This is a genomic window from Gluconobacter sp. Dm-73, assembly GCF_018256215.1.
GTDB lineage: Bacteria > Pseudomonadota > Alphaproteobacteria > Acetobacterales > Acetobacteraceae > Gluconobacter > Gluconobacter cadivus.
In genome coordinates this window covers 90,544-113,338 of record NZ_JAERLW010000002.1, presented here as the reverse complement: position 1 = coordinate 113,338, position 22,795 = coordinate 90,544, and the positions used below count along the sequence as shown (strand labels likewise).

The window sequence follows — 22,795 nt, the reverse complement described above, 5'->3', positions numbered from 1 at the left end:
CCCGCACGATGCCCCAGGACGTGCCACCTTCTTCCGGTTCGCAGCGCCCCGCGCGTCAGGATGTCCCGCCAGGACGTCCCCGGAAAGGTGCGGCATCACGAAGAGGCAGCCGCCTGAATCTTGACCAGATGCACGGACGCCTTCTAGGCGTCGGAATGGGGTTTCTGGCGATTTATGGTGCCGTAGCGCTCAAAGCGACCGTCGCCACGGTCCTGATGCCGATGGAACCGGAAAAGCGTCAGATCGCCCCGCAGGTTCCCGAAATTCCCAAAAGCGATCCGCGCGGGGAAATGTCCGGTGATTTCGTGCTGCCAACGGTCAAGCGCGCCACCATCACCGATCGGACGGGTCAGGCGCTGGCACTCTCGCTGCCCGTGGCGCAGGTTTACGCGAACCCGATGGAACTGATCGACCCGGCAGACGCGGCAGACAAACTCCGCAAAGTCCTCCCACAACTGGACCGGGATGAGACGATCCGACGTTTGTCGCTTAAAAAACAGTTCGTTTATCTGGCGCGCGATATTTCCCCCGTTCAGGAAATCGCCATCAATAATCTGGGTATTCCGGGCATCTATTTCGAAGCGGGCGAACGCCGTCATTATCCGTTGGGCCGGACCGCCGCACAGATCATGGGCAGCGTCGATATCGACGATCATGGCATCGCGGGTGTGGAGCGGTATTTCGACAAGCGCCTGAATTCCGACAAATCTCCGCTGCGCCTGTCTCTGGACGTTCGCGTACAGACCGTCGCGCATGACGAGCTTCAGGCCGCGAAAGACGAATTCTCCGCCATCGGTGCCAGCGCGATCGTCATGGATGTGCGTACCGGAGAAATTCTGGCGATGGTCAGCCTGCCCGATTATGACGCCAACGATTTCGGACACGCCCCCAGCGACGCCCGCTTCAACCGCGCTGTCACCGGCATGTACGAGCCCGGTTCGACCTTCAAGCTCCAGACCGCCGCGATGGGCCTTCAGCTTGGTGTCGTTCATATCTGGGACCGCTTCTCGACCATTCCGATCAGGGTCGGGCGCTTCACCATCCGGGACATGAAAACGGACCATTTCGCCCCGTGGCTCTCGCTGCCCGGCGTTCTGGCGTTTTCGTCAAACCCCGCCGCCGCGCATATCGCACTTGATGTTGGTGCCACCCGGCAGCAGGACTGGCTGCGGAACATGGGCTTCTTCAACCGTGTTCCTGTCGAACTGCCCGAAGCCGGACGACCGCTCGTACCAGCCTCGCGCAACTGGGGCATCTCTACCGTTATGACAGTCGGCTTCGGTCATGGCGTGGCCGAACCACCGCTTGCAATCGTGCGTGGAACAGCCGCGACCGTAAATGGCGGCATCCTGCTCAAGCCAACACTGGTGGCCCGCGACACCGAAGACGATAGCAAACCAACACCTGACGCCGACACGGCACAGCTTCGCCCGGTCGCGTATCGTCCGGGCACCGACAGCGACGAAATCGGCGCTGAAACGCCTGTGGGCACAAGAGTCCTGTCTGAACAGACGTCAGCCCTCCTGCGCAAACTTCTGCGCCTCGACGTCACGATGGGAAGCGGTAAGTCCGCTGAAGTTCCGGGCTATTATGTCGGCGGGAAAACCGGCACTGCGGAAAAGATCGGCGCGCATGGCGGCTACCTGAAGCACGTCAACGTCTCGGCCTTCACCAGCGTCTTCCCGATGAACAACCCGCATTATGCCGTCTATGTCATGCTCGACAGCCCGCAGGGAACCGCTGCGACCCATGGCTGGACGACGGCCGCCTGGAACGCAGCCCCGACCGTGAAAAAGATCATTTCCCGCGTAGGCCCGATCCTGAACCAGTTCCCGGATCTTACGAACAAAGATGCCATTGATGCCTCTCTGGCCATTCCGATGAACCCGGTTGTTCCCGCCGGGTACCATGCCCTCGGCCCCGGAAATGACCCCGGAGACCCGCGTAATCAGCCTCACGAACCCAAGACCACCTCCCCGAAGACCAAGACACAGCACTGAACCGTCCCATGCGCCTCTCACAGCTCTTCGCCCTTTGCGGCACATCGCAGTCCCTGACGGACGATCCTGACATTCTGACCGTCACTGCCGACAGCCGCAGGGTCGGACCGGGCGCACTATTCTTTGCCCTGCGCGGCGCAAAACAGGATGGGAGCGCCTTCATCGCACAGGCTCTCTCGCAAGGCGCCGCCGCAGTCATCGCAGATCATGATACAGCAGAAATCTCGGCCCAGATCCCTGTGATCGTGCGCCCGGATGCCAAGCATCTTCTGGCCTGCATGGCCTTCGCCCTCGCCGGTCCGCAGCCCTCCTGTATCGCGGCGATCACCGGGACAAACGGGAAAAGCAGCACGGCCGATTTTCTCCGGCAACTCTGGATCCTTCAGGGAAACCGCGCGGCCAGTCTGGGAACGCTTGGGCTTGTGTCGGACACAAAAATCCCCGCCCCTCCAAGCCTCACCACCCCCGATCCCGTCTCCCTCGCCCAGACTCTTGCCGCACTGGCCCGGAACGGGGTGGACCACGTCGCGCTCGAAGCCTCCTCGCACGGGCTGGAGCAGCACCGCCTGGACGGCATCACCCTGACAGCCGCTGGCTTTTCCAACCTGACGCGCGATCACCTCGACTATCATCTGACGCTGGAAGCCTACCGCAAGGCCAAACTGCGCCTGTTTGGCGAAGTCCTGCCCGAGGGCGGCATTGCAGCCGTCAACGCAGATATGGACAGCGAGACTTTCGCAGCCCTTCAGACGATTGCAGCCCGAAGAACCTTGAAACTTCGTAACGTCGGGCGCAACGGCACGGCCCTTCGACTGATAGAAGCCCGACCCACGCCCTCCGGTCAAATCCTCCGTCTGGCCCTGTATGGCGAGGAACTACCCGAAATGTCCTTGTCGCTGCCGGGACGCTTTCAGGCCGATAACGTCATGCTGGCAGCGGCCATGTGCTGGACGGACGATTCCGATGCCAAGCAGGTCGTCGATCTTCTGCCACGACTGACAGGTGTCCACGGCCGCTGCGAACGGGCGGTCGAGCTGCCCAACGGTGCCGCGGCCTATGTGGATTACGCCCACACGCCCGATGCCCTCGACTGCGTCCTGTCCAGTCTGCGCCCGCATACGACCGGCCGTCTGGTCGTAGTATTCGGCGCAGGCGGGGACCGTGACCGGGGCAAGCGTCCGCTGATGGGAGAGGTCGCGGCACGTATGGCAGATCTGGCCATCGTCACGGACGACAATCCCCGCACGGAAGACCCCATGACGATCCGTTCCGAAATCCGCGCGGCCTGCCCGGACGCTCTGGAAATCGCAGACCGCCGCAGCGCCATCGCAGCCGGACTTGAGGCCCTGAAGCCCGGCGATATTCTTGTCGTAGCGGGCAAGGGACACGAACAGGGGCAGATCGTAGGCACGGACATCCTGCCTTTCGACGATCGTCTCGTCCTCCGCGAACTTGCAGGTGCAGCATGAGCGTTCTGTGGACCAGCGCAGACCTGCGCGCAGCGACAGGTGGCACGCTTGAGGCCGATGTCCATGTCACGGGCATCTCAATCGACACCCGCACGCTTGCGCCCGGAGACCTGTTCATCGCCCTGCGCGGCGAAAGCAGCGATGGCCACGCTCATGTCCGACAGGCTCTGGACAAGGGCGCGGCCTGCATCCTCGTGCATGACACCGCCGGTCTGAACGATTCGCGCCTCCTGATCGTTCCCGACACCATGACCGCACTGGTGAATCTGGGCCGCTATGCCCGCTCCCGTTTCCGCGGGAAAGTCGTGGCCATCACTGGGAGCGTCGGCAAGACAACGACCAAGGACATGCTGACCGTCGCCCTGTCCGCGATCGGCCCGACACACGCCGCCGTCGCTTCCTACAACAATCACTGGGGCGTTCCCCTCACGCTGGCCCGGCTGCCACAGGATGCCCGCTTCTGCATCAGCGAGATCGGCATGAACCATGTGGGAGAAATCGCGCCCCTTGCCGCGCAGGTCCGTCCCGATGTGGCCATCATCACCACGATCGGAACCGCGCATCTCGGTCATATGGGCAGCATCGAAGCGATTGCGCGGGAAAAAGCTTCCCTGTTCAGCGCTCTTCCTGCCCATGGGATTGCAATCGTCCCTGATGATGCTCACGGTCAGACAGTCTTTACAGACGCTCTTCCCACAGGCTGTACCCTTTGGCGGTCTGGCCTTTCCGCAACAGCGGAACTCCGCCTTGAAGCCCTGAACTGCGCGGCGGAAGGCAGTCATTTTTTGCTCCACACACCTTGCGGCAAGCAGAGGGTGACGCTCACTGCACCCGGCGAACATCTTGCCAGAAACGCAGCTCTGGCCCTCGGCGCAGTTGCAGCCCTCGGCGAAGACGTTACAGCAGCATCGCGCGCTTTGCATGCTTTCGTGCCCGGCGCGGGCCGAGGGCAGATCCGCACAATCCTGAACGACGTACGCCTGCTGGATGAGAGCTACAACGCCTCCACACCCAGCATTCGCGCCGCTTTGGCGACGCTTGCCCTCCTTCCGGCCCAGCGACATGTTGCGGCCCTCGGAGACATCCGCGAACTCGGCACATTCGCCGATGCCGAACACCGCTCTCTGGCAGACGCCGTGCAGGCCGCAAGCGCTCTTACATTCTGCTGCGGCCCCCATATGCGCGCTCTTTACGATGCGCTTCCCTCCGAACTTCAGGGAGGATACGCCGCTGATGCCGCCTCCCTGGCTCCCATTCTTCTTGATACCCTCCGCCCCGGTGATCTCCTGCTCGTGAAAGGCAGCTTCGGCAGCCGGATGCGTGACGTGATCTCAGCCCTCGACAATGCCTCCAGCCCGGTTTCTGCCTGATGCTCTTCAATCTTATTGCCGCCCACGACACGTCCCATGGCGGGTTCTTCAACCTGTTCCATTACCTGACGTTCCGCTCGGGCTGCGCCTGCCTGACGGCACTGGTCATCTCGCTAGCTCTGGGCAAACCTTTCATCGCGCAGCTAAAACGCATCCAGCGCGAAGGTCAGCCGATCCGTTCCGTCGGCCCGGAGCGTCATATTCTGGAAAAAGCCGGCACACCGACAATGGGCGGCATGTTGATCCTGATTGCGCTTTTCTCGGCAACACTACTCTGGGCGGATCTCACAAACGGCTTCGTCTGGGCCGTCATGCTGACGACGGCCGCTTTCGGCGCCGTTGGTTTTGCGGACGACTATCTGAAGCTCTCCAAGCGCAACACGACAGGCGTCTCCAAGCGCACCCGGCTGGGCTGCGAATTTCTGACATCGCTGATTGCCGGCATCTGGCTACAGCATCTGACGCCACCAGAACTGCGCAACATGGTGGCTTTTCCATTCGTCAAGGATGTGCTGCTTCCGCTGGGCTATGCGTTTCCGATCTTTGCGATGATCGCCATTACCGGTTTCGGTAATGCCGTGAACTTCACAGACGGGCTCGACGGACTGGCCATCGTTCCAGTCGTCATCGCTGCACTGGTTTTCGCCCTAATTTCCTATCTGGTCGGCAATCACGTTTTTGCGGACTACCTGCAACTGCATCCGGTTCCGGGCACGGGCGAACTGGCAGTTTTCTGCGCGGCCCTGATCGGCGCGGGTCTCGGGTTTCTATGGTTCAACGCCCCCCCTGCGGCCGTTTTCATGGGCGATACCGGCTCGCTGTCTCTCGGCGGAGCACTGGGCGCCATCGCCGTCGCCACCAAGCATGAACTCGTCCTGTGCATCGTGGGCGGCGTTTTCGTGGCCGAAACCCTTTCGGTCGTCATTCAGGTCTTCTGGTTCAAACGAACGGGACGCCGCGTGTTCCTCATGGCGCCGCTGCACCACCATTTCGAGAAAAAGGGCTGGCAGGAACCTAAAATCGTCATCCGCTTCTGGATCGTCTCCATCGTGCTCGGCCTCTGCGGCCTTGCGACCCTAAAACTACGATGAACGGCTTCTCACCTAGCCTTCTGGCAGGCGAGCGTTATGCCGTCTGCGGTCTGGGGCGCAACGGTGCGGCTGTCGTCCAAGCCCTGCTCGGAATGGGCGCAGAGGTTCAGGCCTGGGACGATCGCAACGCCGATCTGCCTGCACATCCGAACCTGACTCTCGCGCCCTTAACCGATCTGTCCGGGATGACGGCCCTCATCCTGTCACCGGGTATTCCGCATCTGCTGCCGAAGGCGCATCCTGTCGCAGATCTCGCCCGCACGCAGGGCGTCCAGATCCTGTCCGATGCCGAAATCCTGTATCGGGTCGTTCGGAAATCCGGCTCAAAAGCCGCGTTCGTGGCCGTCACCGGCACAAACGGCAAATCGACGACAACAGCCTTGATCGCCCATCTTTTTACGATGGCCGGGCGTGCCTGCGTGGCAGGTGGCAATCTCGGAACGGCCTCTTTGGCCTTGCCGCTCCTGTCCGATGACGGCGTCTATGTGATCGAAATGTCATCCTACATGCTCGAACGGTTGGACCGTTTCCACGCCAGCGCGGCCTGCCTGCTGAACCTAACGCCCGATCATCTGGACCGGCACGGCGACATGACCGGCTATGCCGCAGCCAAGGCACATGTCTTCGACAATATGGGCTCCGGTGACCTCGCCGTGATTGGCACCGATGATGACTGGTGCCGCGCTATCGCGTCACAGGTCGCAGCGCGCGGTGTGCAGGTCATGGAACTGGACGCCGATGCGCTGCCCCCCTTCGACGGTCCGGCGCTTCCGGGCCGGCACAACGCCCAGAATGTTGGTGCAGCCTGCGCAATCGCGCGTCATCTCGGCCTTGATGAGGCAGCACTTCGCGACGGTCTGAAATCATTCCCCGGTCTGGAACATCGTCTGCAGAAAGTCGCGGAATGCGATGGTGTGTCGTTTATCAATGACAGCAAAGCCACAAATGCCGAAGCCGCCTCCAAGGCTCTTGCTTCCTATGACAGGGTCATGTGGATTGCAGGCGGCGTCGCAAAAGCGGGCGGCATCGAAAGCCTTGCACCGTTCTTCAACCATATCGCACAGGCCTTTCTGATCGGGCAGGATGCGGACACTCTCGCTGGGACACTGGCCATGCACGGCGTGCCTTTCCAGCAGTGCGGAACGCTGGAGAATGCCGTTCCGGCAGCCTTCAACGCAGCTCTCGCCCAGACTGTCCCGGTTGTTCTGCTTTCACCCGCCTGCGCAAGTTTTGATCAATTTCGCAGTTTCGAGGATCGTGGGTCACACTTTCTTCATATTTGCGATAATATTGTGAAATCAGGCCATTCGGGCACCACGCTCACGCAAAAGCTGGAGAATTGACACCATGTCGGGACTGTCCCGTGTCGAGACCTCCGCTGTCGCCCGCTGGTGGCGAAACCTTGATCGCGTCACGCTGGCCTGCGTCGGCCTGCTGATTGGACTTGGCTATGTGCTGATGCTCGCCGCCAGTCCTGCGGTGGCGTCGCGTATCGGCGCTTCACGCAACATGTTCATTCTCAAGCAGGTGATCTTTCTGGCGCTGGCTGGTGGGATCGTGCTCGGCACGTCGTATCTGTCCCGCAAAGCCATCAAAAGACTGGCGATCATCGGCGGGATCATCGCACTCGGTGCTACGGCCATGACGCTGGTTCATGGTATGGAAATCAAGGGCGCGCGCCGATGGATCGCGCTGCCGATGATGTCCGTGCAGCCCTCCGAATTCCTCAAGCCCTGTTTTGCGGTCGTGACAGGCTGGCTGCTTTCCGCACGACGTTCGGTCGTCATGTGGGGCAATATCGCCTTTCCGGGCATGCTGATTGCGTTTCTGTGCTTCGGCTTCATCCTGCTCCTGCTGAAATCACAGCCGGATATCGGGATGCTCTCCGTCATCACAATGGTCTTCATGACCCAGCTTTTCGTGGATGGCCTCAAACTCTACTGGGTCGGACTGTGCGTTGCAGGCATGGCAGGCGCCTTCGCGGTCGCCTATATCGTCTTTCCGCACGTCCAGTCCCGCGTCCAGCGCTTCCTGCATCCCGATGTCGGTGACCATTACCAGATCGACACCGCACTGCGCGCTTTCGGAAACGGCGGCCTTCTGGGGCGCGGCCCCGGCGAAGGGCGGGTGAAGGACCTGCTGCCCGACGCCCATGCTGACTTTGTCTTCGCCGTTGCTGGTGAAGAATACGGCCTGATCCTGTGCGTGATCATCATTCTGCTTTTCGGAACAATCGTTTTACGGACCCTCCTCAAGCTGATGCATGAAGACGATCCGTTCGTCATCGTTTCTGCTGCGGGGCTGGTGACCGGTTTTGGCCTTCAGGCCTTCGTCAACATGGGTTCGACATTGCATCTGATCCCGACAAAGGGCATGACCCTCCCCTTCATTTCCTATGGTGGCAGTTCGGCAATGTCGGTCGCCCTGACCATGGGAATGGTTCTGGCCCTGACCCGCCATCATGTCGGCCAGAGCAAAATCGCACAAAGAGCCGCTGCATCTTACGGCCAGAACCCGTTGTTTGAGAGGAATGCGCCGTGAGTCGCCCCATCGTTATTGCCGCCGGTGGCACCGGGGGACATTTCTTTCCAGCCGAAGCCGTCGCAACCGTTCTTGCACAGCGAGGCCATGACCTCGTTCTCATGACCGACGCCCGGCATGGACGCCGAGACACGGGCCTGTTCAAAGATCTTCCGCAATATGTGCTGGATGGTGCAGGTGTGGCAGGCAAGGGTCTTGGCGGAAAAATCCGTGGCGTGCTCGCATTGCTGCGCGGCATAGGAGAAGCACGTCGCGTCCTCAAATCCCTTGATGCGGCAGCCGTTGTGGGATTTGGCGGATATCCCTCCATTCCTCCCCTGACCGCATCCCGGTTTCTGCCCTCCGCAAAACGGCCACGCATGGTCGTTCATGAGGGCAATGCGGTTCTTGGACAGGCCAATGCTTTTCTGTCCCGCTTTTCTCCGTTGATCGCCACATCCTACGCGACGGTTGCGCGCCTCCCGCAAAACGCACAGACGACACTCACCGGTATGCCTGTCCGCGCAGGCATCGAAGCGCTCTTTGAAAACGCCTATGCGGCGCCCGAAGAGCAGATCAATCTTCTGGTTTGGGGTGGCTCTCTCGGAGCGCGGGTCTTTTCCGAGATCGTCCCACAAGCCCTTGCTGCTCTTCCCGAAGAACTCCGCAAGCGCCTCAAAGTGACGCAGCAGATCAAGGCTGACGATCTGGACCGCGTCCGCGCCATCTATACGGAGGCCGGTATTGAGGTCGAAGCCGCCCCGTTTTTCACCGATGTGCCAACCTGCCTCAGAGACGCACATCTCGTCATCGGTCGCGCGGGCGGCTCTTCGGTCGCGGAACTGACCATGTCAGGCCGCCCCTCCATTCTCGTTCCGCTGCCCATCGCGGCCTCCGATGAACAGGGCGCGAATGGTCAGGCGCTCGTCGATGCAGGGGCCGCCTGGCTGATCCGCCAGCCGGATTTCACGCCCACAGCGCTGACCACTCTGCTGACAGACCTGTTTTTCCATCCTGAAAAGCTCGAAAATGCAGCAAAAGCCGCTCATTCCTGCGCGCGCCCTCATGCTGCCGCAAAAGTCGCGGATCTGATTGAATCCGCTCTTCGTCCCTGATCCTCCGCTTCTACCCAAGAGTACCTGCCCCATGCGCGCCCTGCCCCTGAACATTGGAACCATTCACTTCGTCGGTATCGGCGGCATCGGCATGTCCGGCATCGCCGAAGTGCTGCATATGCTGGGCTACAGGGTGCAGGGTTCAGACATCGCGGAGGGCGCGAATGTGCAACGCCTGCGACAGTCCGGAATTGTCGTTCATATCGGCCATGACGCTGCCAATCTGGGTGATGCACAGGTTGTCGTAACGTCTACGGCGGTGAAGAAAGACAACCCCGAAGTCGTGGCGGCGCGTGCCAAGCTCATTCCGGTCGTCCGACGCGCAGAAATGCTGGCCGAACTAATGCGTCTGCGCTGGTCCGTCGCCATCGGCGGCACACACGGCAAAACTACCACGACCAGCCTCGTCGCCTGCGTTCTGGAACATGCAAAACTCGATCCGACCGTCATCAACGGCGGCATCATCGAAGCCTATGGCACCAATACGCGCATGGGCTCAGGCGACTGGATGGTGGTCGAGGCTGACGAAAGCGACGGCTCCTTCCTGCGTCTGCCCGCCGTGATCGCGGTCGTGACGAACATGGACCCGGAACATCTGGATCACTGGGGCACGGAAGAGGCCATGCAGGCCGGTTACGACCAGTTTGTCTCCAACATCCCGTTCTATGGTTTTGCCGTCCTGTGCGTGGACCATCCGCAGGTCCAGCAGATGATCCCGCGCCTGTCCGATCATCGCGTCATTACCTACGGCTTCAGCCCACAGGCCGATATCCGCGCCGAAAAAGTCGTTATGGACAAGCGCGGTGCCACGTTCGAGGTCGTGGTCACGAACCGCCAGCGCAACCGCTCCCGCAGGGCGGGTCCGTTCCGTCTGCCGATGCTCGGGCACCATAACGTCCTGAATTCGCTGGCCGCCATCGCCGTCGCTCTTGAAATGGAAATCAGCGATTCCGTCATCGCCTCCGCCCTGACGACATTCAAGGGCGTCAAGCGCCGCTTTACACGCACCGGCGACTATAACGGCATTTCCATCATCGATGATTACGGCCATCACCCGGTTGAAATCGCCGCCGTTCTGAAAGCCGCACGTCAAGCGGGTGCGAAGAACGTCATCGCCGTCGTGCAGCCGCATCGCTATTCGCGTCTGAAAGTCCTGTTCAACGAATTCTGCACCTGCATGAACGACGCCGATACGGTCATCGTGGCAGACGTGTACGCTGCGGGTGAAGCCCCTATTGAAGGCGCGGGCCGAGATGCACTCGTCGAAGGTCTGCGCGATCGCGGCCACCGCTCCGTCGTGCCGCTTCCCGATCCCGCACATCTGCCGGAAATGATCAACGCCATTGCCAAGCCGGGCGACTATGTTGTCTGCCTCGGTGCCGGAACCATCACCCAGTGGGCTCAGGCGCTCCCTGCCCAACTCGAAGCGCTGAACCGGCAGCCCGCAACCGAAGGCGCGGCATGACAGACAGCAGCGATTTTCCGGTCAAAGGCCTGCGGGGAAGACTGGTGCCAAACGCCCCTCTTGGTCCGCGTGCGTGGTTCCGCGTGGGCGGCCCGGCGGACTGGATGTTCATCCCTGAAGATCAGGACGATCTGGCACTTTTCTTGCGTGAGAAGCCTGCGTCTATGCCCGCTACGGTTCTGGGGGCATGCTCGAACGTCATCATCCGTGATGGCGGCATTGCAGGCACGGTCATTCGTCTGGCGCGTGGCTTTGCGGATATCGACATACAGGGCAACAGCCTGATCGTCGGGGCCGCAGCCCTCGACATCACCGTAGCCGAACACGCCGCCGTAGCCGGTCTGGCCGGTCTGGAGTTTCTGGCTGGCATTCCGGGGTCGATCGGCGGCGCTGTCCGCATGAACGCAGGCGCCTACGGATCGGATCTTGATGCCATTCTCGAATGGGCCGAAATCCTGACGGAAAAAGGCGATCTGCGACGCCTATCACATGACGAACTGGGCTTTGCATATCGCCATTCGGAGCTTCCCCCAGGGAGCGTGGTGATCCGGGCCTGCCTGCGCGGAACGCCGGATGATGCGAATGCCATCCGCAGCCGCATTGCGGACATTCGGGCCTCCCGCGAGGCCTCACAGCCCGTCCGTGCACGCACAGGCGGCTCCACGTTCCGCAATCCCGAAGGCCACAAGGCTTGGCAACTGATCGACGAAGCCGGATGTCGCGGTCTTCGGATCGGAGATGCGCAGGTCAGCGAAAAGCACTGCAATTTCCTGCTCAATCTGGGGCAGGCCAGCAGCGCTGATCTGGAAACGCTGGGAGAGACAGTGCGCGAAAAAGTTCTGGCACAGAGCGGCGTCAGTCTGCATTGGGAAATCAAACGGATCGGACGTCCGTCCAAAGGAGACCAGACGTTATGAAAGTCGCAGTCCTGCTGGGCGGAACATCCAACGAGCGCCCCGTCAGCCTCGTGACCGGCGATGCCGTGATCAAGGCCCTGCGCGACACAGGCCACGACGTCACGCCGATCGATGTCGGGCCCGACATCGCCGCGACAATCGCCAGCCTGAAATCCGCAGCTCCGGACGTTGTCTTCAATGCGCTGCACGGCCCACGGGGCGAAGATGGCGCCATTCAGGGCGTTCTGGAATGGCTCGGCTTGCCCTACACGCATTCCGGAATCCGCGCCTCTGCCGTCGCAATGGACAAGGGCGCTACCCGTATCCTTCTGGCGGCTGCCGGTCTGCCAGTGGCGCAGGGGCGTGTGGTGACGGTTGAGGAACTGGCCGAAGCCGACCCTCTTCCCGCCCCCTATGTCATCAAGCCCGTTGCCGAAGGCTCTTCCGTGGGCGTCGAGATCGTCCGAGCGGGAGACAACCGCCGTGCGGAAATCGCACAGACCTGGCGTTTCGGAAAAGACGCACTGGTCGAGAGCTTCATCCCCGGCCGGGAACTGACCGCCAGCGTCATGGGAAACCGCGCTCTCGCCGTCACCGACATCCTGCCCTGCGAAACGGCTGCGTTCTACGATTTCGAAGCCAAGTACAAGGCCGGCGGTTCGCGTCACGTTGTTCCTGCGGTTCTGCCCCAAGCTGTAACGGATCGTGCGCTCGACTACGCCTTGCGCGCCCATCAGGCGCTAGGCTGTCAGGGCGCTAGTCGTACGGATTTCCGTTATGACGAGAAGACCGACACGCTGATCATTCTCGAGGTCAACACGCAGCCAGGCATGACACCCACATCCCTGCTTCCGGAACAGGCTGCCTATTGTGGCATTCCCTATCCGGACCTGTGTGACTGGATGGTCCGAGAGGCACTGACACGCTGATGCGGGAAGACCCGTCCTTTCAGAAAAACGATTTTGTCCGGGAGCGTTATTCCGGGGCCATGCCGCCTCAGGAAGACCGCCCTTCCCGGGCCAAGCTGTTCTGGCGCCGACAACGGCGGCTGGTCCGGCCTGCGATCGTGTTTCTGGTCGTGATGGGTCTTGCAGGTGCGGGCATGCGCCTGCTGTACGACGCAGCTTCGGAAGAACGCTTTGCACCCCTGCGCGAACGTCTGGTCGCAATGGAGCCGCTGCCGATCCGGCATATCGTCATCAATGGTCGCGGCATGACCAGCGAGGCCTCAATTCAAGACGCGCTGGGAACCTCCATCGGGCATCCGATTTTCGGCTTCTCCGTCGAAGCCGCCCGCCAGCGACTGGACGAGCTTCCCTTCATCGACCACGCGACGGTCGAACGGCACATGCCCGATACCGTCATCATCACACTGGTCGAGCGCACCCCGATTGCCGTCTGGCAGGACCGCGGGCATTTCATGCTCATCAACCGAGCCGGTGAAGAAGTTCCCGATCAGGGACTGACGGGAAAGAATGCGCAGGCCTTTCTCCAGCTTCCTCTCGTTGTGGGTAAAGGCGCGAATACTGCCGCCGCAAGCGTTATTGACGCGCTCAACCACGAACCGCTGGTCAAGGCTCAGGTCACGGCCCTGATCCGGGTCGGAAGCCGCCGCTGGAATGCAACGCTCAAGGATGGCACCACTGTTTTGCTGCCTGAAGGCGAAGAAGCTGCAGCTTTTGCGCGTCTGGCGCGTTACCAACAGAGCATGCGCCTGCTGGAACGTCCGGTACAGTCGATTGATCTGCGCCTCCCGGACAGAATGGTCGTCCACCAGCCTCCACAGGTCGCCCCAGTTGCAGCCACTCCGCCTGCCGAAGGAGCAAAACCCGATCCGTCTCCGTCCTCTCCTCCACCCCCAGCAGACAGCACGAAGCAGCCATGAATGACCTTACCTCCATATCAGATCTTCCGGCATTCCGGCGCCGGGGTGGTCTGAGAGGCCGGTCCCTCATCCCCGTTGGCGGCGAGCGTGACGTCAGCGTCAACCGTGTCCCGCGCGACATCCTGCCGCTTCCACCAGAAGAGACGCATCGTAGTATCGCATGGCGTCCGGGGATTTTCGGCGCGCTGGATATCGGCACGACGAAAATGACCTGTCTGATCGGCAAGGGCGAGGCCGACGGTTCCATTCAGGTTCTGGGTCACGGATGGCGCCGTTCTCACGGTATCCGTTCAGGATCGATCGTCGATATCCGCGAAGCCGAAGCCGCAATCCGGGCAACGGTCGGTCAGGCCGAGGAAGCCGCCGAACGACGCATGGACTCCCTCGTCGTCAACCTGTCTTGCGGCAGACCGCTGAGCCGGTTGGTGGACGCCCAGATCCCGATCGGTGGACGTGAGGTAACGGCCGGGGACGTTCAACGCCTCATTGCGGAAGGACAGGCCCGCGCCTGGATGGAGGGCCGGGAGGTCATCCATACGCTCCCCATCGGATATGTCGTGGATTCCATTCCCGGAATTGCCGATCCCATCGGCCACCAGTGCGAAGAACTGGCGACCCGGATGCATGTCGTGGACATGAACTCCAGCGCCCTGCGCACTCTGGACGCCGTTCTGCAACATGCAGAACTCAAGCTGGACGGGCTGGTTGCAAGCCCCTTTGCCTCGGGCATTTCGGTTCTCGCGGCGGAAGAGCGGGAGCTTGGCGTCACGGTTGTGGAAATGGGCGGTGGCACCACCTCTCTGGCCGTTTTCTGCGAAGGCAAACTGCTACACACGGCCCAGATCCGCGTCGGCGGCCTGCATGTCACGCGCGATATCGCAGGCGTCCTGTCAACGTCTCTGGAAACGGCCGAACGTCTCAAGACGATGTATGGCGCAGCCCAGATGGGTTCTGACGACCAGCGGGAAATCCTGTCGGTTCCCCTGATCGGCGAAAACAGCGACCGTTTGGTGCGCCTACAGCGTTCCAAGGTCATTTCCGTTATCCAGCCCCGGATTGAGGAAACCCTTGAACTCGTCCGACAGTCCCTCGACAATGCCGGACTGGGCCGACTGGCCAACGGCAGGGTCGTCCTGACAGGCGGAGCATCCCTACTTGAGGGGATCGTACCTGTCGCTACCCGTATTCTGGGCCGTCCTGTCCGGATGGGAAAACCCCAGAACATCTACGGCCTGCCCGAGACAGCCGCGGCTTCGGCAGGCTTTTCAACCGCTGCGGGGCTTCTGGCCTGGGCAGCGGGTGCGGATCGGGATTTCGGAGATATTTCCGCACCCGAACCAAGACCTCGCGGACTTGTTAAACGTCTCGTAGGCTTCATACGCAATAATGTATAAGCTAATACAGATCATAACGCCCTCACCTGTCGCTTTCCTGAAGTTCCGGACCAGATCATGACGCTGAACCTTACCCCTACTCCCAATTCCCATGTTGAACTGGCACCGCGGATTACCGTGATCGGCGTTGGCGGCGGCGGGACGAACGCCGTCGACAACATGATTGCGTCTGATCTCAAGGGCGTCGAATTCGTCGTTGCCAACACCGACGCCCAGCAGTTGGCCCATTCCAAGGCCGAACGCCGCGTCCAGCTCGGCCCACATCTGACGCGCGGCCTGGGTGCAGGCGCAAAGCCGGAAATCGGTCGTGAAGCCGCCGAAGAAGCCGCTCAGGAAATCGACCGGCAGCTTGAAGGCGCGAATCTGGTCTTCATCACGGCTGGCATGGGCGGCGGTACGGGTACGGGTGCGGCTCCGGTCATCGCGCGCATGGCACGCGAACGCGGCGTCCTGACAGTCGGCGTCGTCTCGAAGCCCTTCAATTTCGAGGGGCGTCGCCGCACAACGGCTGCTGAAAAAGGCATTGCCGAGCTTCAGAAGCACGTCGATACGCTGATCGTCATCCCGAACCAGAATCTTTTCAATTCCGCAACGCAGAACACGACATTCCGCGAAGCCTTCCGGATGGCCGACAACGTTCTGAACATGGGCGTTCGCGGCATTACGGACCTTATGGTCTCCCCCGGCCTGATCAATCTCGATTTCGCGGACGTCAAAGCCGTGATGGAAGAGATGGGCAAGGCCATGATGGGTACGGGCGAAGCTTCCAGCGAAGAAGACGCTGAAGACCGCGCAGTTCTCGCAGCCGAGCGTGCGATTTCCAACCCGCTGCTGGAAGACGCCTCCATGGCAGGCGCACGCGGCCTTCTCATCAATATTACTGGTGGCGAAGACCTGACGCTGTACGAAGTCAACGCCGCCGCAGACCGTATTCGTGAGGAAGTGGCCGACGATGCAAACATCATCTTCGGCGCCCTGATTGACGAGAAGCTGAACGGTCGCGTGCGCGTCTCGGTTGTCGCAACCGGCATCGACACCCAGCCCTCTCAGGACCCGTCAGCTCCTCCCGAACCTGTTCAGGCCTCCGCGCCTCACGCAAACCCCATGTCCCAGCCTGCTGCCCGGGAAACATCGTCTTCCCGTGCCAGCGCACCGTCTTTCCAGCCCGGCTCGACCTATGCTGGTGGCCCGCCGCGCCCGAATTTCGCACTCGACGCACAACAGACACAGGCTCACAACACAGCTCCTCTGTCCGCGCAGGAAGCCCCTGCTCCCGAGCAGACTGCCCCTGAAAACCCGACGCACAGGCAGGAGAGCGCTCATCAGCCTTCTCCGCGGGCTGGTCTGTTTTCAGATCCCTCCCGCCACGCTCCCCAGCAGCAGGCCGAACCGCCCCGCAGCCTGTTTGGCATGGTCACAGGTGCCTTCCGCAGCCGTCCGCCCCAGCCGCAACAGGGCCAGCAGCCCACGCAGCGTGCGGAACCCAGCACACGCGACAATTATCAGCATCAGGCCCCGCAGCATCCCGAACAGCCTTCGAGCGGCGGCGATGATTCCAATCTGGATATCCCAACCTATCTGCGTCGCTGATCAACACCCCCTCTTGCTCGCAGGGCAAGAGGGGTAATATCCGGCAACAATCGTTGACTGGAACCAAAGTCCAGTATCTGTTTTCTAGTCTCCGGAACCAGATTTTTCGGAGGCTTTATGCAGGTGACGCCCAAGCAAGGTGTAAAAACGGCGCGTGGCGTTGATATCATAAAGCCAGAGACGGCATCGGGCCTTGATGGTTCGCCTTCCCGCACTGAGCGCAGCGTTTCAAAAAATCTGCAGACAACTCTTGCACACCCCATTCACTGTCAGGGGATCGCCCTGCATAGCGGTCTCACGGTCGACCTCCATCTTTCTCCTGCTGCTGCCAATACGGGAATCCGGTTCCAGCGTTCCGACAGAGAAGGGTCACCTTCTTTTACGGCGACCTATGACCACATCGTGGACACGCGCCTTTCAACTGTCGTCGCGTGCGAGGCCGATCCCTCCCTGCGTGTCGCGACGATCGAACATTTGATGGCGGCACTCAATGCCTGCGAGATCGACAATATCCTGATTTCGGTCAGCGGTCCTGAACTGCCGGTTCTCGACGGCTCTTCTGACGCCTTTGCATTCCTGATCCAGTGCGCTGGTCGCAAGATCCTTGATACACCTCGCCAGGTCATTGAGATCCTGCGTAATGTTCGCGTCGAAGGCGAAGACGGAGCATTTGCCGAACTGCGCCCTGCCCAGCGCGGACTGTCACTGGCCATTTCCCTGAGCTTTGCAGCACAGGCCATCGGAAATCAGCGTTACGCCATGCAGCTCAACGAGCAGCGCTTCATGGAAGAAGTGGCGTTCTGCCGGACATTCGTTAATCGTCAGGATATTGAATATCTTCAGAGTATTGGTCTTGCGCGCGGTGGATCACTGGAAAATGCCGTCGTCGTGGATGGCGAAAACATCCTCAATCCTGCTGGGCTGAAAATCGAACGCGAGTTTGCCCGCCATAAATTACTTGATGCCATTGGCGACCTTTATTGTGCCGGACACCGGATGCAGGCTGGATTTATTGGCCATAAATCCGGACATACGCTCAACAACAAGCTTCTGCGAACCGTTTTTTCAGATGCTTCCAACTGGCGTTTCGTTTCCACAGCCCCTTCCCGGTCCGTTACAAAAGCTTTGCGCACGCGCGTTGCCGCTTGAGGCCGCATGGCAGGTCTTTCGTCAGCGCATTCCCGTGATATAAGACGGGCTTCCACGGGAAGAGCAGGTATGACAAGCAGCACTCAGCGTCATTTTGAAGCATCGGTCACGAATGGTGGTTTCATTCTGAGAGCTGCGGCTGTCAGCGGGCTTCTGCTGCTGTCCGGCTGCTCCCTGTTTTCGCATCAGCACGAAAAACCCGCGATTCCAAAAACCGCTGATGCCGAGACTCTGTATAATTACGGAATCGATGCGCTGCATACGGGCCATTACGAACTGGCTGGTGGCGAATTCGAATTGCTTCAGCAAAATTACCCCTATTCCGGCTTCACTGGAAATGCGGAGCTGATGGAGGGATATGCGTATTACCTTCAAGGCGAATACGCACTTTCGGTTCAGCAGCTCGAACGTTATCTCCAGCTGCATCCGACCAGCCCTGATGCAGCCTACGCCTTTTATCTGCGCGCCCTCTGCTATTACGAACAGATCGCCAATGTCGAACGTGACCAGCAGGGTACGGTTGAGGCACTCGACGCACTTGAAGAAGTGATCACCCGCTTCCCCCAAACCTCATATGCCCGCGATGCCCAGCTGAAAATCGATCTATGCCGCGACCATCTGGCTGGCAAAGAAATGCTTGTTGGCCGCTGGTATCAGCAACAGCGCAACTACGAAGCCGCCATGACACGTTACCAGCGCGTCGTGCAGGACTACCAGACGACCAACCACGTTGCCGAGGCTCTTGAGCGTCTCGTGGAAGTCTATCTGTCCCTTGGTCTCAAGGATCAGGCCCGCCAGACTGCTTCCGTTCTCGGCTACAACTATCCCGACAGCCAGTGGTATCGTTATGCCTATAATGATCTTCGGGAGAATAAGCTGCTCAATGGCGATCTCAAGAAGCCTGTCGTCCGTCCGGGCCAGCAGGACCATCGTGGATTTTTCTCCCGGATGTGGCACAGCGTCTTCTGATACCAGCCCTTTAAAACTGGTCACACCACTCCCAACATTGCTGTCATGCTGACCCATCTCTCGATCCGCGACGTCGTTCTGATCGAAAAACTCGATCTTGGTCTCGCCCCCGGTCTGACCGTTCTGACTGGCGAGACCGGGGCAGGAAAATCCATCCTGCTCGACAGTCTGGGGCTGGCCCTCGGAGAACGCGCCAGCGGTGGCCTCGTACGCTCAGGCGCCACGCAGGCCAGCGTTTCGGCTATTTTTGAAGTCGACACCCGTCACCCCGTTCTTGCCCTGCTCGACGAACACGGCATTGTCCGCGAAGACCCGTCGGACCCGATCGTCCTGCGACGGATCGTAACGCCGGATGCCCGTTCCCGAGCTTATGTCTGCGACCAGCCGGTCGGCGTCGGCCTGTTACGTCGCGTGGGCGCCCATCTTGTGGAGATTCAGGGCCAGCACGAACAGATGGGGCTTGCCGATCATAGCACCCATCTCGATCTGCTGGACGCATTCGGAATTGCCCCGCCGCTGCGGGAAAAAACAGCCAGCACCTTCCGGCAATGGGCCGCAGCACGCAATGCCCTCAAAGCCGCGCGCACCGACATGGAAGCCGCAGCACGCGAGGAAGAATGGCTGCGTCAGACAGTGGACGACTTGGAGCGTCTGGCCCCACAGGAAGGCGAGGAAGATGCGCTCGCGGCCACGCGCGTCAGCCTCCAGCGTGATGAACGCCGAGGCGAAGCCGTTGCTGCCGCCCTGTCAGAACTCACCCCCCGTGACCGCCGCTCATCCGCGCCTGCTGCCGCCCTCCGTGCAGCCAGCCGCGCGCTCGCAAGACTGCTGCCAGCCCCGACAGAAACGGAAACCCTCTCAGACAGCCACCAGACACAGGCACAGGACGCGCTCGACGCCCTCGGAAAAGCTGAAGAAGCCCTTGCTGAAGCCGAGATGCTGCTGAGCCGCCTTGCCGCAGACACGGAAGGGGATCCGCGCCTGCTGGAAGAAACGGAAGAGCGGCTATTTGCGCTTCGGGCAGAAGCTCGCAAACACAATATTTCCGTGGCCGAACTGCCCGGCTTTCTCGCCGCTCTGAAAACACGACTGAGCGCACTGGATTCCGGTAACGCCGAACTGGCCCGCCTTCAGACAGCCCTGACCGAAGCCCGTCTGGCCTATGAAGACGCTGCCCGCACCCTCTCTGCTGCTCGCCAGAAAGCAGCCGAAAAGCTTGAAAAAGCCGTCAGCATGGAGTTGCGCCCCGTCAAACTGGAACGCGCGCGCTTCATCGTCTCGCTTCTGCCTTTGGAACCCGATCACTGGAACAGTCAGGGCATGGAACAGGCTTCGTTCCTGATCGCTGCCAACCCCGGACAGTCTCCCGGCCCGCTCGCCAAGGTGGCATCCGGTGGCGAGCTATCACGCCTGATGCTGGCATTGAAAGTGGTGCTGGCAGAACGCTCCGATATCGGCACACTGGTATTCGATGAAGTCGATTCTGGCGTAGGCGGTGCCACGGCATCCTCAATCGGCGACCGGCTTCACAAGGTCGCGCAGGACGTGCAGGTTCTGGTCGTCACCCATAGCCCACAGGTTGCGGCGCGTGGCGACCACCATCTGCGAATCGCCAAACGTGTCCGTAACGACCGGACCGAAACACTGGCCGAACCTCTGCCTCATGACGCCCGGCGTGAAGAAATCGCCCGGATGCTTGCGGGTGACATCATTACCGACGCGGCCCGCGGGGCCGCCGACAGCCTTCTTGGACATCAGATTTCATGACCACTGCCCCAGTCTCCGCCGCCGAGCGTCACGCTGAACTCGAAGCGGACCTCGCACGGTGGGACGAGGCCTATCATGGGCGCGACGAGCCGGAAGTGTCTGATGCCGTCTATGATACTGCCCGGCGCGAACTTCTGGCTCTGGAAGAGGCACACCCGGACCTTCGATCTGAAAATGGCTTCAGCCAGCGGGTCGGATCGGCGCCTGATTCCGCTTTCGGGAAATACCGTCACCTCGTTCCAATGCTGTCCCTCGACAACGTCTTCGACCCGGAAGGCTTTGACGGCTTTGTCTCGAAGGTCGGGCGCTTTCTCGGGCTGGACGAACAACGCCTTCAGGCCCTCCAGTTCGTTGCTGAACCCAAGATCGACGGCCTTTCCATCAGCCTGACCTACGAACACGGTCGTTTCGTCCGTGGCACCACACGCGGAGACGGTATCGAAGGTGAGGATGTTACCGCCAACCTTCTGACCCTGAACGATATTCCTCACGAACTCACCGGCCCTGTTCCCGAACATCTCGAAATCCGTGGCGAAGTCTTCCTCTCCAAAAGTAGCTTCCTCACCCTAAACGAACAGCAGGTCGCACGCGGCGCACGTCCCTTCGCCAACCCCCGCAACGCAGCCGCGGGTTCTCTGCGACAGCTGGACGCCGAAATCACCCGCAGCCGACCGCTTTCTCTCTTTGCTTACGCTCAGGGCTATACATCCTCGCCCGTTGCCACGACGCACTGGGACTATCTCGAAAAACTGCGGAGCTGGGGCTTCAGGGTCAATCCACTCTCTGAAATGATCAGCCATGCCAGCGACATTCCCGCCTATGTCGACAAGCTGGCCCGCGAGCGGTCAGGGCTGGACTACGATATCGACGGTATCGTCTTCAAACTGGACGATATTAGCTTGCAGGAGCGGCTGGGTTTCGTCGGTCGGGCGCCGCGCTGGGCCGTAGCCTGGAAATTTCCGGCTGAGCAGGCCATCACCCGCCTACTGGAAATTGAAATTCAGGTGGGCCGCACAGGTGCCCTGACGCCAGTCGCGCATCTGGAGCCGGTGAATGTCGGCGGTGTCATCGTCTCCCGCGCCACGCTGCATAACGAAGACGAAATTGCCCGCAAGGACGTGCGCATCGGCGATCTGGTCCGCCTTCAGCGCGCTGGAGACGTCATCCCGCAAATCCTTGGCCCGGTGCCAAGCGAGGAACCGCGCTCGGAACCGTTCGTCTATCCCGATCACTGCCCGGTCTGCGGATCTCTCGCCGAGCGTGTTCATGGGGAAGTCGTCCGTCGCTGCACGGGTGGTCTGACCTGTGAAGCCCAAGTCGTGGAACGGCTGATCCACATGGTCTCGCGCAATGCCTTCGACATCGATGGCCTTGGCGAACGCAGCATCCGCGAATTCCACGACGCTGGATATATCCGCACACCGGGCGACATTTTCCGCCTGCGAGCGCATGAAGACGCCCTGCTCCAGCGCGACGGCTGGGGGCGACTGTCGGTCGACAACCTGTTCCGTGCAATTGACGAACGACGGACGATCCCGCTGGCACGTCTTGTTTTCGGCCTTGGCATCCGTCGCATTGGCGAACGCAATGCCCAGCTTCTGGCACGACACTACCAGACTTTCGAAAACTGGCGCGACGCCATGCTGGCCGCCCGCCCGGATTCAGAAGAGCGGGCCGCCCTCGGCGCGATTATGGGCGTAGGCGATGCGATCGCCGACGAACTGTCCGCCTTTTTCGCCGAAAGCCATAACGTCGAAACTCTTGATGATCTGGCAACGGAACTAACGGAGATCACTCCCGAAGACGCCCCTCAGGAAGGCCATCTTTCCGGAAAAGTCATCGTGTTCACAGGGACCATGACAACCATGTCCCGTCCGGAAGCCAAAGCCATCGCCGAACGGCTGGGCGCGCAGGTGACGGATAGCGTTTCGAAAAAAACGTCTCTGGTCGTCCTCGGTGAAAAAGCAGGCTCGAAAGCCAAGAAAGCCGCCGAACTCGGGATCGAAACCACGGATGAGGACGGCTGGCGCAACTTGGCAGGGCTGTAACAGAACTGCAAAACCAAAACCGTGAGAAAGTTGGTAATATTTCACTTTTTCAGGGTATAACGCCTCC

17 protein-coding genes are annotated in these 22,795 nt (G+C 60.7%); all 17 read left to right on the top strand.

The window, feature by feature from the left end:
* Nucleotides 1–8: 8 nt before the first annotated feature.
* A complete protein-coding gene (locus tag JK176_RS02460) occupies nucleotides 9–2,000 on the top strand; it encodes a penicillin-binding protein 2 (RefSeq protein WP_211586256.1) in 1,992 nt (663 codons plus the stop codon).
* An 8-nt stretch (nucleotides 2,001–2,008) separates the two neighbouring features.
* Complete coding sequence (locus JK176_RS02455; RefSeq protein WP_211586255.1) at nucleotides 2,009–3,469, top strand: UDP-N-acetylmuramoyl-L-alanyl-D-glutamate--2,6-diaminopimelate ligase; 1,461 nt, start codon at nucleotides 2,009–2,011, stop codon at nucleotides 3,467–3,469.
* Nucleotides 3,466–4,839: a UDP-N-acetylmuramoyl-tripeptide--D-alanyl-D-alanine ligase gene (gene murF, locus JK176_RS02450; protein WP_211586253.1), complete on the top strand. Its 1,374-nt coding sequence runs from the start codon at nucleotides 3,466–3,468 to the stop codon at nucleotides 4,837–4,839. Before JK176_RS02455 ends, murF begins: the two co-directional genes overlap by 4 nt.
* Complete coding sequence (mraY, locus tag JK176_RS02445) at nucleotides 4,839–5,930, top strand: phospho-N-acetylmuramoyl-pentapeptide-transferase (RefSeq protein ID WP_062028551.1); 1,092 nt, start codon at nucleotides 4,839–4,841, stop codon at nucleotides 5,928–5,930. The genes murF and mraY overlap by 1 nt, the downstream gene beginning before the upstream one ends.
* A complete protein-coding gene (gene murD, locus JK176_RS02440) occupies nucleotides 5,927–7,273 on the top strand; it encodes a UDP-N-acetylmuramoyl-L-alanine--D-glutamate ligase (protein ID WP_211586251.1) in 1,347 nt (448 codons plus the stop codon). Before mraY ends, murD begins: the two co-directional genes overlap by 4 nt.
* Nucleotides 7,274–7,277: 4 nt before the next feature.
* The gene (locus JK176_RS02435; protein WP_194262142.1) at nucleotides 7,278–8,471 is read left to right on the top strand and encodes an FtsW/RodA/SpoVE family cell cycle protein; all 1,194 of its coding nucleotides are present in this window, start codon (nucleotides 7,278–7,280) and stop codon (nucleotides 8,469–8,471) included.
* The gene (murG, locus tag JK176_RS02430) at nucleotides 8,468–9,565 is read left to right on the top strand and encodes an undecaprenyldiphospho-muramoylpentapeptide beta-N-acetylglucosaminyltransferase (RefSeq protein ID WP_211586249.1); all 1,098 of its coding nucleotides are present in this window, start codon (nucleotides 8,468–8,470) and stop codon (nucleotides 9,563–9,565) included. The genes JK176_RS02435 and murG overlap by 4 nt, the downstream gene beginning before the upstream one ends.
* A 31-nt stretch (nucleotides 9,566–9,596) precedes the next feature.
* Nucleotides 9,597–11,030 carry a UDP-N-acetylmuramate--L-alanine ligase gene (gene murC / locus JK176_RS02425; protein WP_211586248.1) on the top strand — a complete coding sequence of 478 codons (1,434 nt, stop codon included), beginning with the start codon at nucleotides 9,597–9,599 and terminating at the stop codon, nucleotides 11,028–11,030.
* On the top strand, nucleotides 11,027–11,947 hold the full coding sequence (gene murB, locus JK176_RS02420) for a UDP-N-acetylmuramate dehydrogenase (protein ID WP_211586247.1): 921 nt from the start codon (nucleotides 11,027–11,029) through the stop codon (nucleotides 11,945–11,947). The genes murC and murB overlap by 4 nt, the downstream gene beginning before the upstream one ends.
* Nucleotides 11,944–12,855: a D-alanine--D-alanine ligase gene (locus JK176_RS02415; protein WP_211586246.1), complete on the top strand. Its 912-nt coding sequence runs from the start codon at nucleotides 11,944–11,946 to the stop codon at nucleotides 12,853–12,855. The genes murB and JK176_RS02415 overlap by 4 nt, the downstream gene beginning before the upstream one ends.
* On the top strand, nucleotides 12,855–13,811 hold the full coding sequence (locus JK176_RS02410) for a cell division protein FtsQ/DivIB (RefSeq protein WP_211586245.1): 957 nt from the start codon (nucleotides 12,855–12,857) through the stop codon (nucleotides 13,809–13,811). Before JK176_RS02415 ends, JK176_RS02410 begins: the two co-directional genes overlap by 1 nt.
* Complete coding sequence (gene ftsA, locus JK176_RS02405) at nucleotides 13,808–15,205, top strand: cell division protein FtsA (RefSeq protein ID WP_211586243.1); 1,398 nt, start codon at nucleotides 13,808–13,810, stop codon at nucleotides 15,203–15,205. The genes JK176_RS02410 and ftsA overlap by 4 nt, the downstream gene beginning before the upstream one ends.
* A 57-nt stretch (nucleotides 15,206–15,262) precedes the next feature.
* Entirely contained in the window at nucleotides 15,263–16,795 is a 1,533-nt protein-coding gene (ftsZ, locus tag JK176_RS02400) for a cell division protein FtsZ (RefSeq protein ID WP_211586242.1), read from the top strand.
* Between the two features lie 117 nt (nucleotides 16,796–16,912).
* Nucleotides 16,913–17,944 (top strand): UDP-3-O-acyl-N-acetylglucosamine deacetylase, encoded by a 1,032-nt coding sequence (lpxC, locus tag JK176_RS02395; protein WP_211586241.1) that lies wholly within the window; start codon nucleotides 16,913–16,915, stop codon nucleotides 17,942–17,944.
* 69 nt (nucleotides 17,945–18,013) lie between these two features.
* Nucleotides 18,014–18,913 carry an outer membrane protein assembly factor BamD gene (locus tag JK176_RS02390; RefSeq protein WP_099286519.1) on the top strand — a complete coding sequence of 300 codons (900 nt, stop codon included), beginning with the start codon at nucleotides 18,014–18,016 and terminating at the stop codon, nucleotides 18,911–18,913.
* Nucleotides 18,914–18,958: 45 nt separating this feature from the next.
* A complete protein-coding gene (recN, locus tag JK176_RS02385) occupies nucleotides 18,959–20,680 on the top strand; it encodes a DNA repair protein RecN (protein ID WP_211586240.1) in 1,722 nt (573 codons plus the stop codon).
* Entirely contained in the window at nucleotides 20,677–22,728 is a 2,052-nt protein-coding gene (gene ligA, locus JK176_RS02380) for an NAD-dependent DNA ligase LigA (protein WP_211586239.1), read from the top strand. Before recN ends, ligA begins: the two co-directional genes overlap by 4 nt.
* The last annotated feature ends 67 nt before the right edge of the window (nucleotides 22,729–22,795 follow it).

Coding starts and splice junctions, on each gene's coding strand:
- JK176_RS02460 (WP_211586256.1), top strand. CDS start 9: ATGCCCCAGGACGTGCCACCTTCTTCCGGTTCGCAGCGCCCCGCGCGT.
- JK176_RS02455 (WP_211586255.1), top strand. CDS start 2,009: ATGCGCCTCTCACAGCTCTTCGCCCTTTGCGGCACATCGCAGTCCCTG.
- murF (WP_211586253.1), top strand. CDS start 3,466: ATGAGCGTTCTGTGGACCAGCGCAGACCTGCGCGCAGCGACAGGTGGC.
- mraY (WP_062028551.1), top strand. CDS start 4,839: ATGCTCTTCAATCTTATTGCCGCCCACGACACGTCCCATGGCGGGTTC.
- murD (WP_211586251.1), top strand. CDS start 5,927: ATGAACGGCTTCTCACCTAGCCTTCTGGCAGGCGAGCGTTATGCCGTC.
- JK176_RS02435 (WP_194262142.1), top strand. CDS start 7,278: ATGTCGGGACTGTCCCGTGTCGAGACCTCCGCTGTCGCCCGCTGGTGG.
- murC (WP_211586248.1), top strand. CDS start 9,597: ATGCGCGCCCTGCCCCTGAACATTGGAACCATTCACTTCGTCGGTATC.
- murB (WP_211586247.1), top strand. CDS start 11,027: ATGACAGACAGCAGCGATTTTCCGGTCAAAGGCCTGCGGGGAAGACTG.
- JK176_RS02415 (WP_211586246.1), top strand. CDS start 11,944: ATGAAAGTCGCAGTCCTGCTGGGCGGAACATCCAACGAGCGCCCCGTC.
- JK176_RS02410 (WP_211586245.1), top strand. CDS start 12,855: ATGCGGGAAGACCCGTCCTTTCAGAAAAACGATTTTGTCCGGGAGCGT.
- ftsA (WP_211586243.1), top strand. CDS start 13,808: ATGAATGACCTTACCTCCATATCAGATCTTCCGGCATTCCGGCGCCGG.
- ftsZ (WP_211586242.1), top strand. CDS start 15,263: ATGACGCTGAACCTTACCCCTACTCCCAATTCCCATGTTGAACTGGCA.
- lpxC (WP_211586241.1), top strand. CDS start 16,913: ATGCAGGTGACGCCCAAGCAAGGTGTAAAAACGGCGCGTGGCGTTGAT.
- JK176_RS02390 (WP_099286519.1), top strand. CDS start 18,014: ATGACAAGCAGCACTCAGCGTCATTTTGAAGCATCGGTCACGAATGGT.
- recN (WP_211586240.1), top strand. CDS start 18,959: ATGCTGACCCATCTCTCGATCCGCGACGTCGTTCTGATCGAAAAACTC.
- ligA (WP_211586239.1), top strand. CDS start 20,677: ATGACCACTGCCCCAGTCTCCGCCGCCGAGCGTCACGCTGAACTCGAA.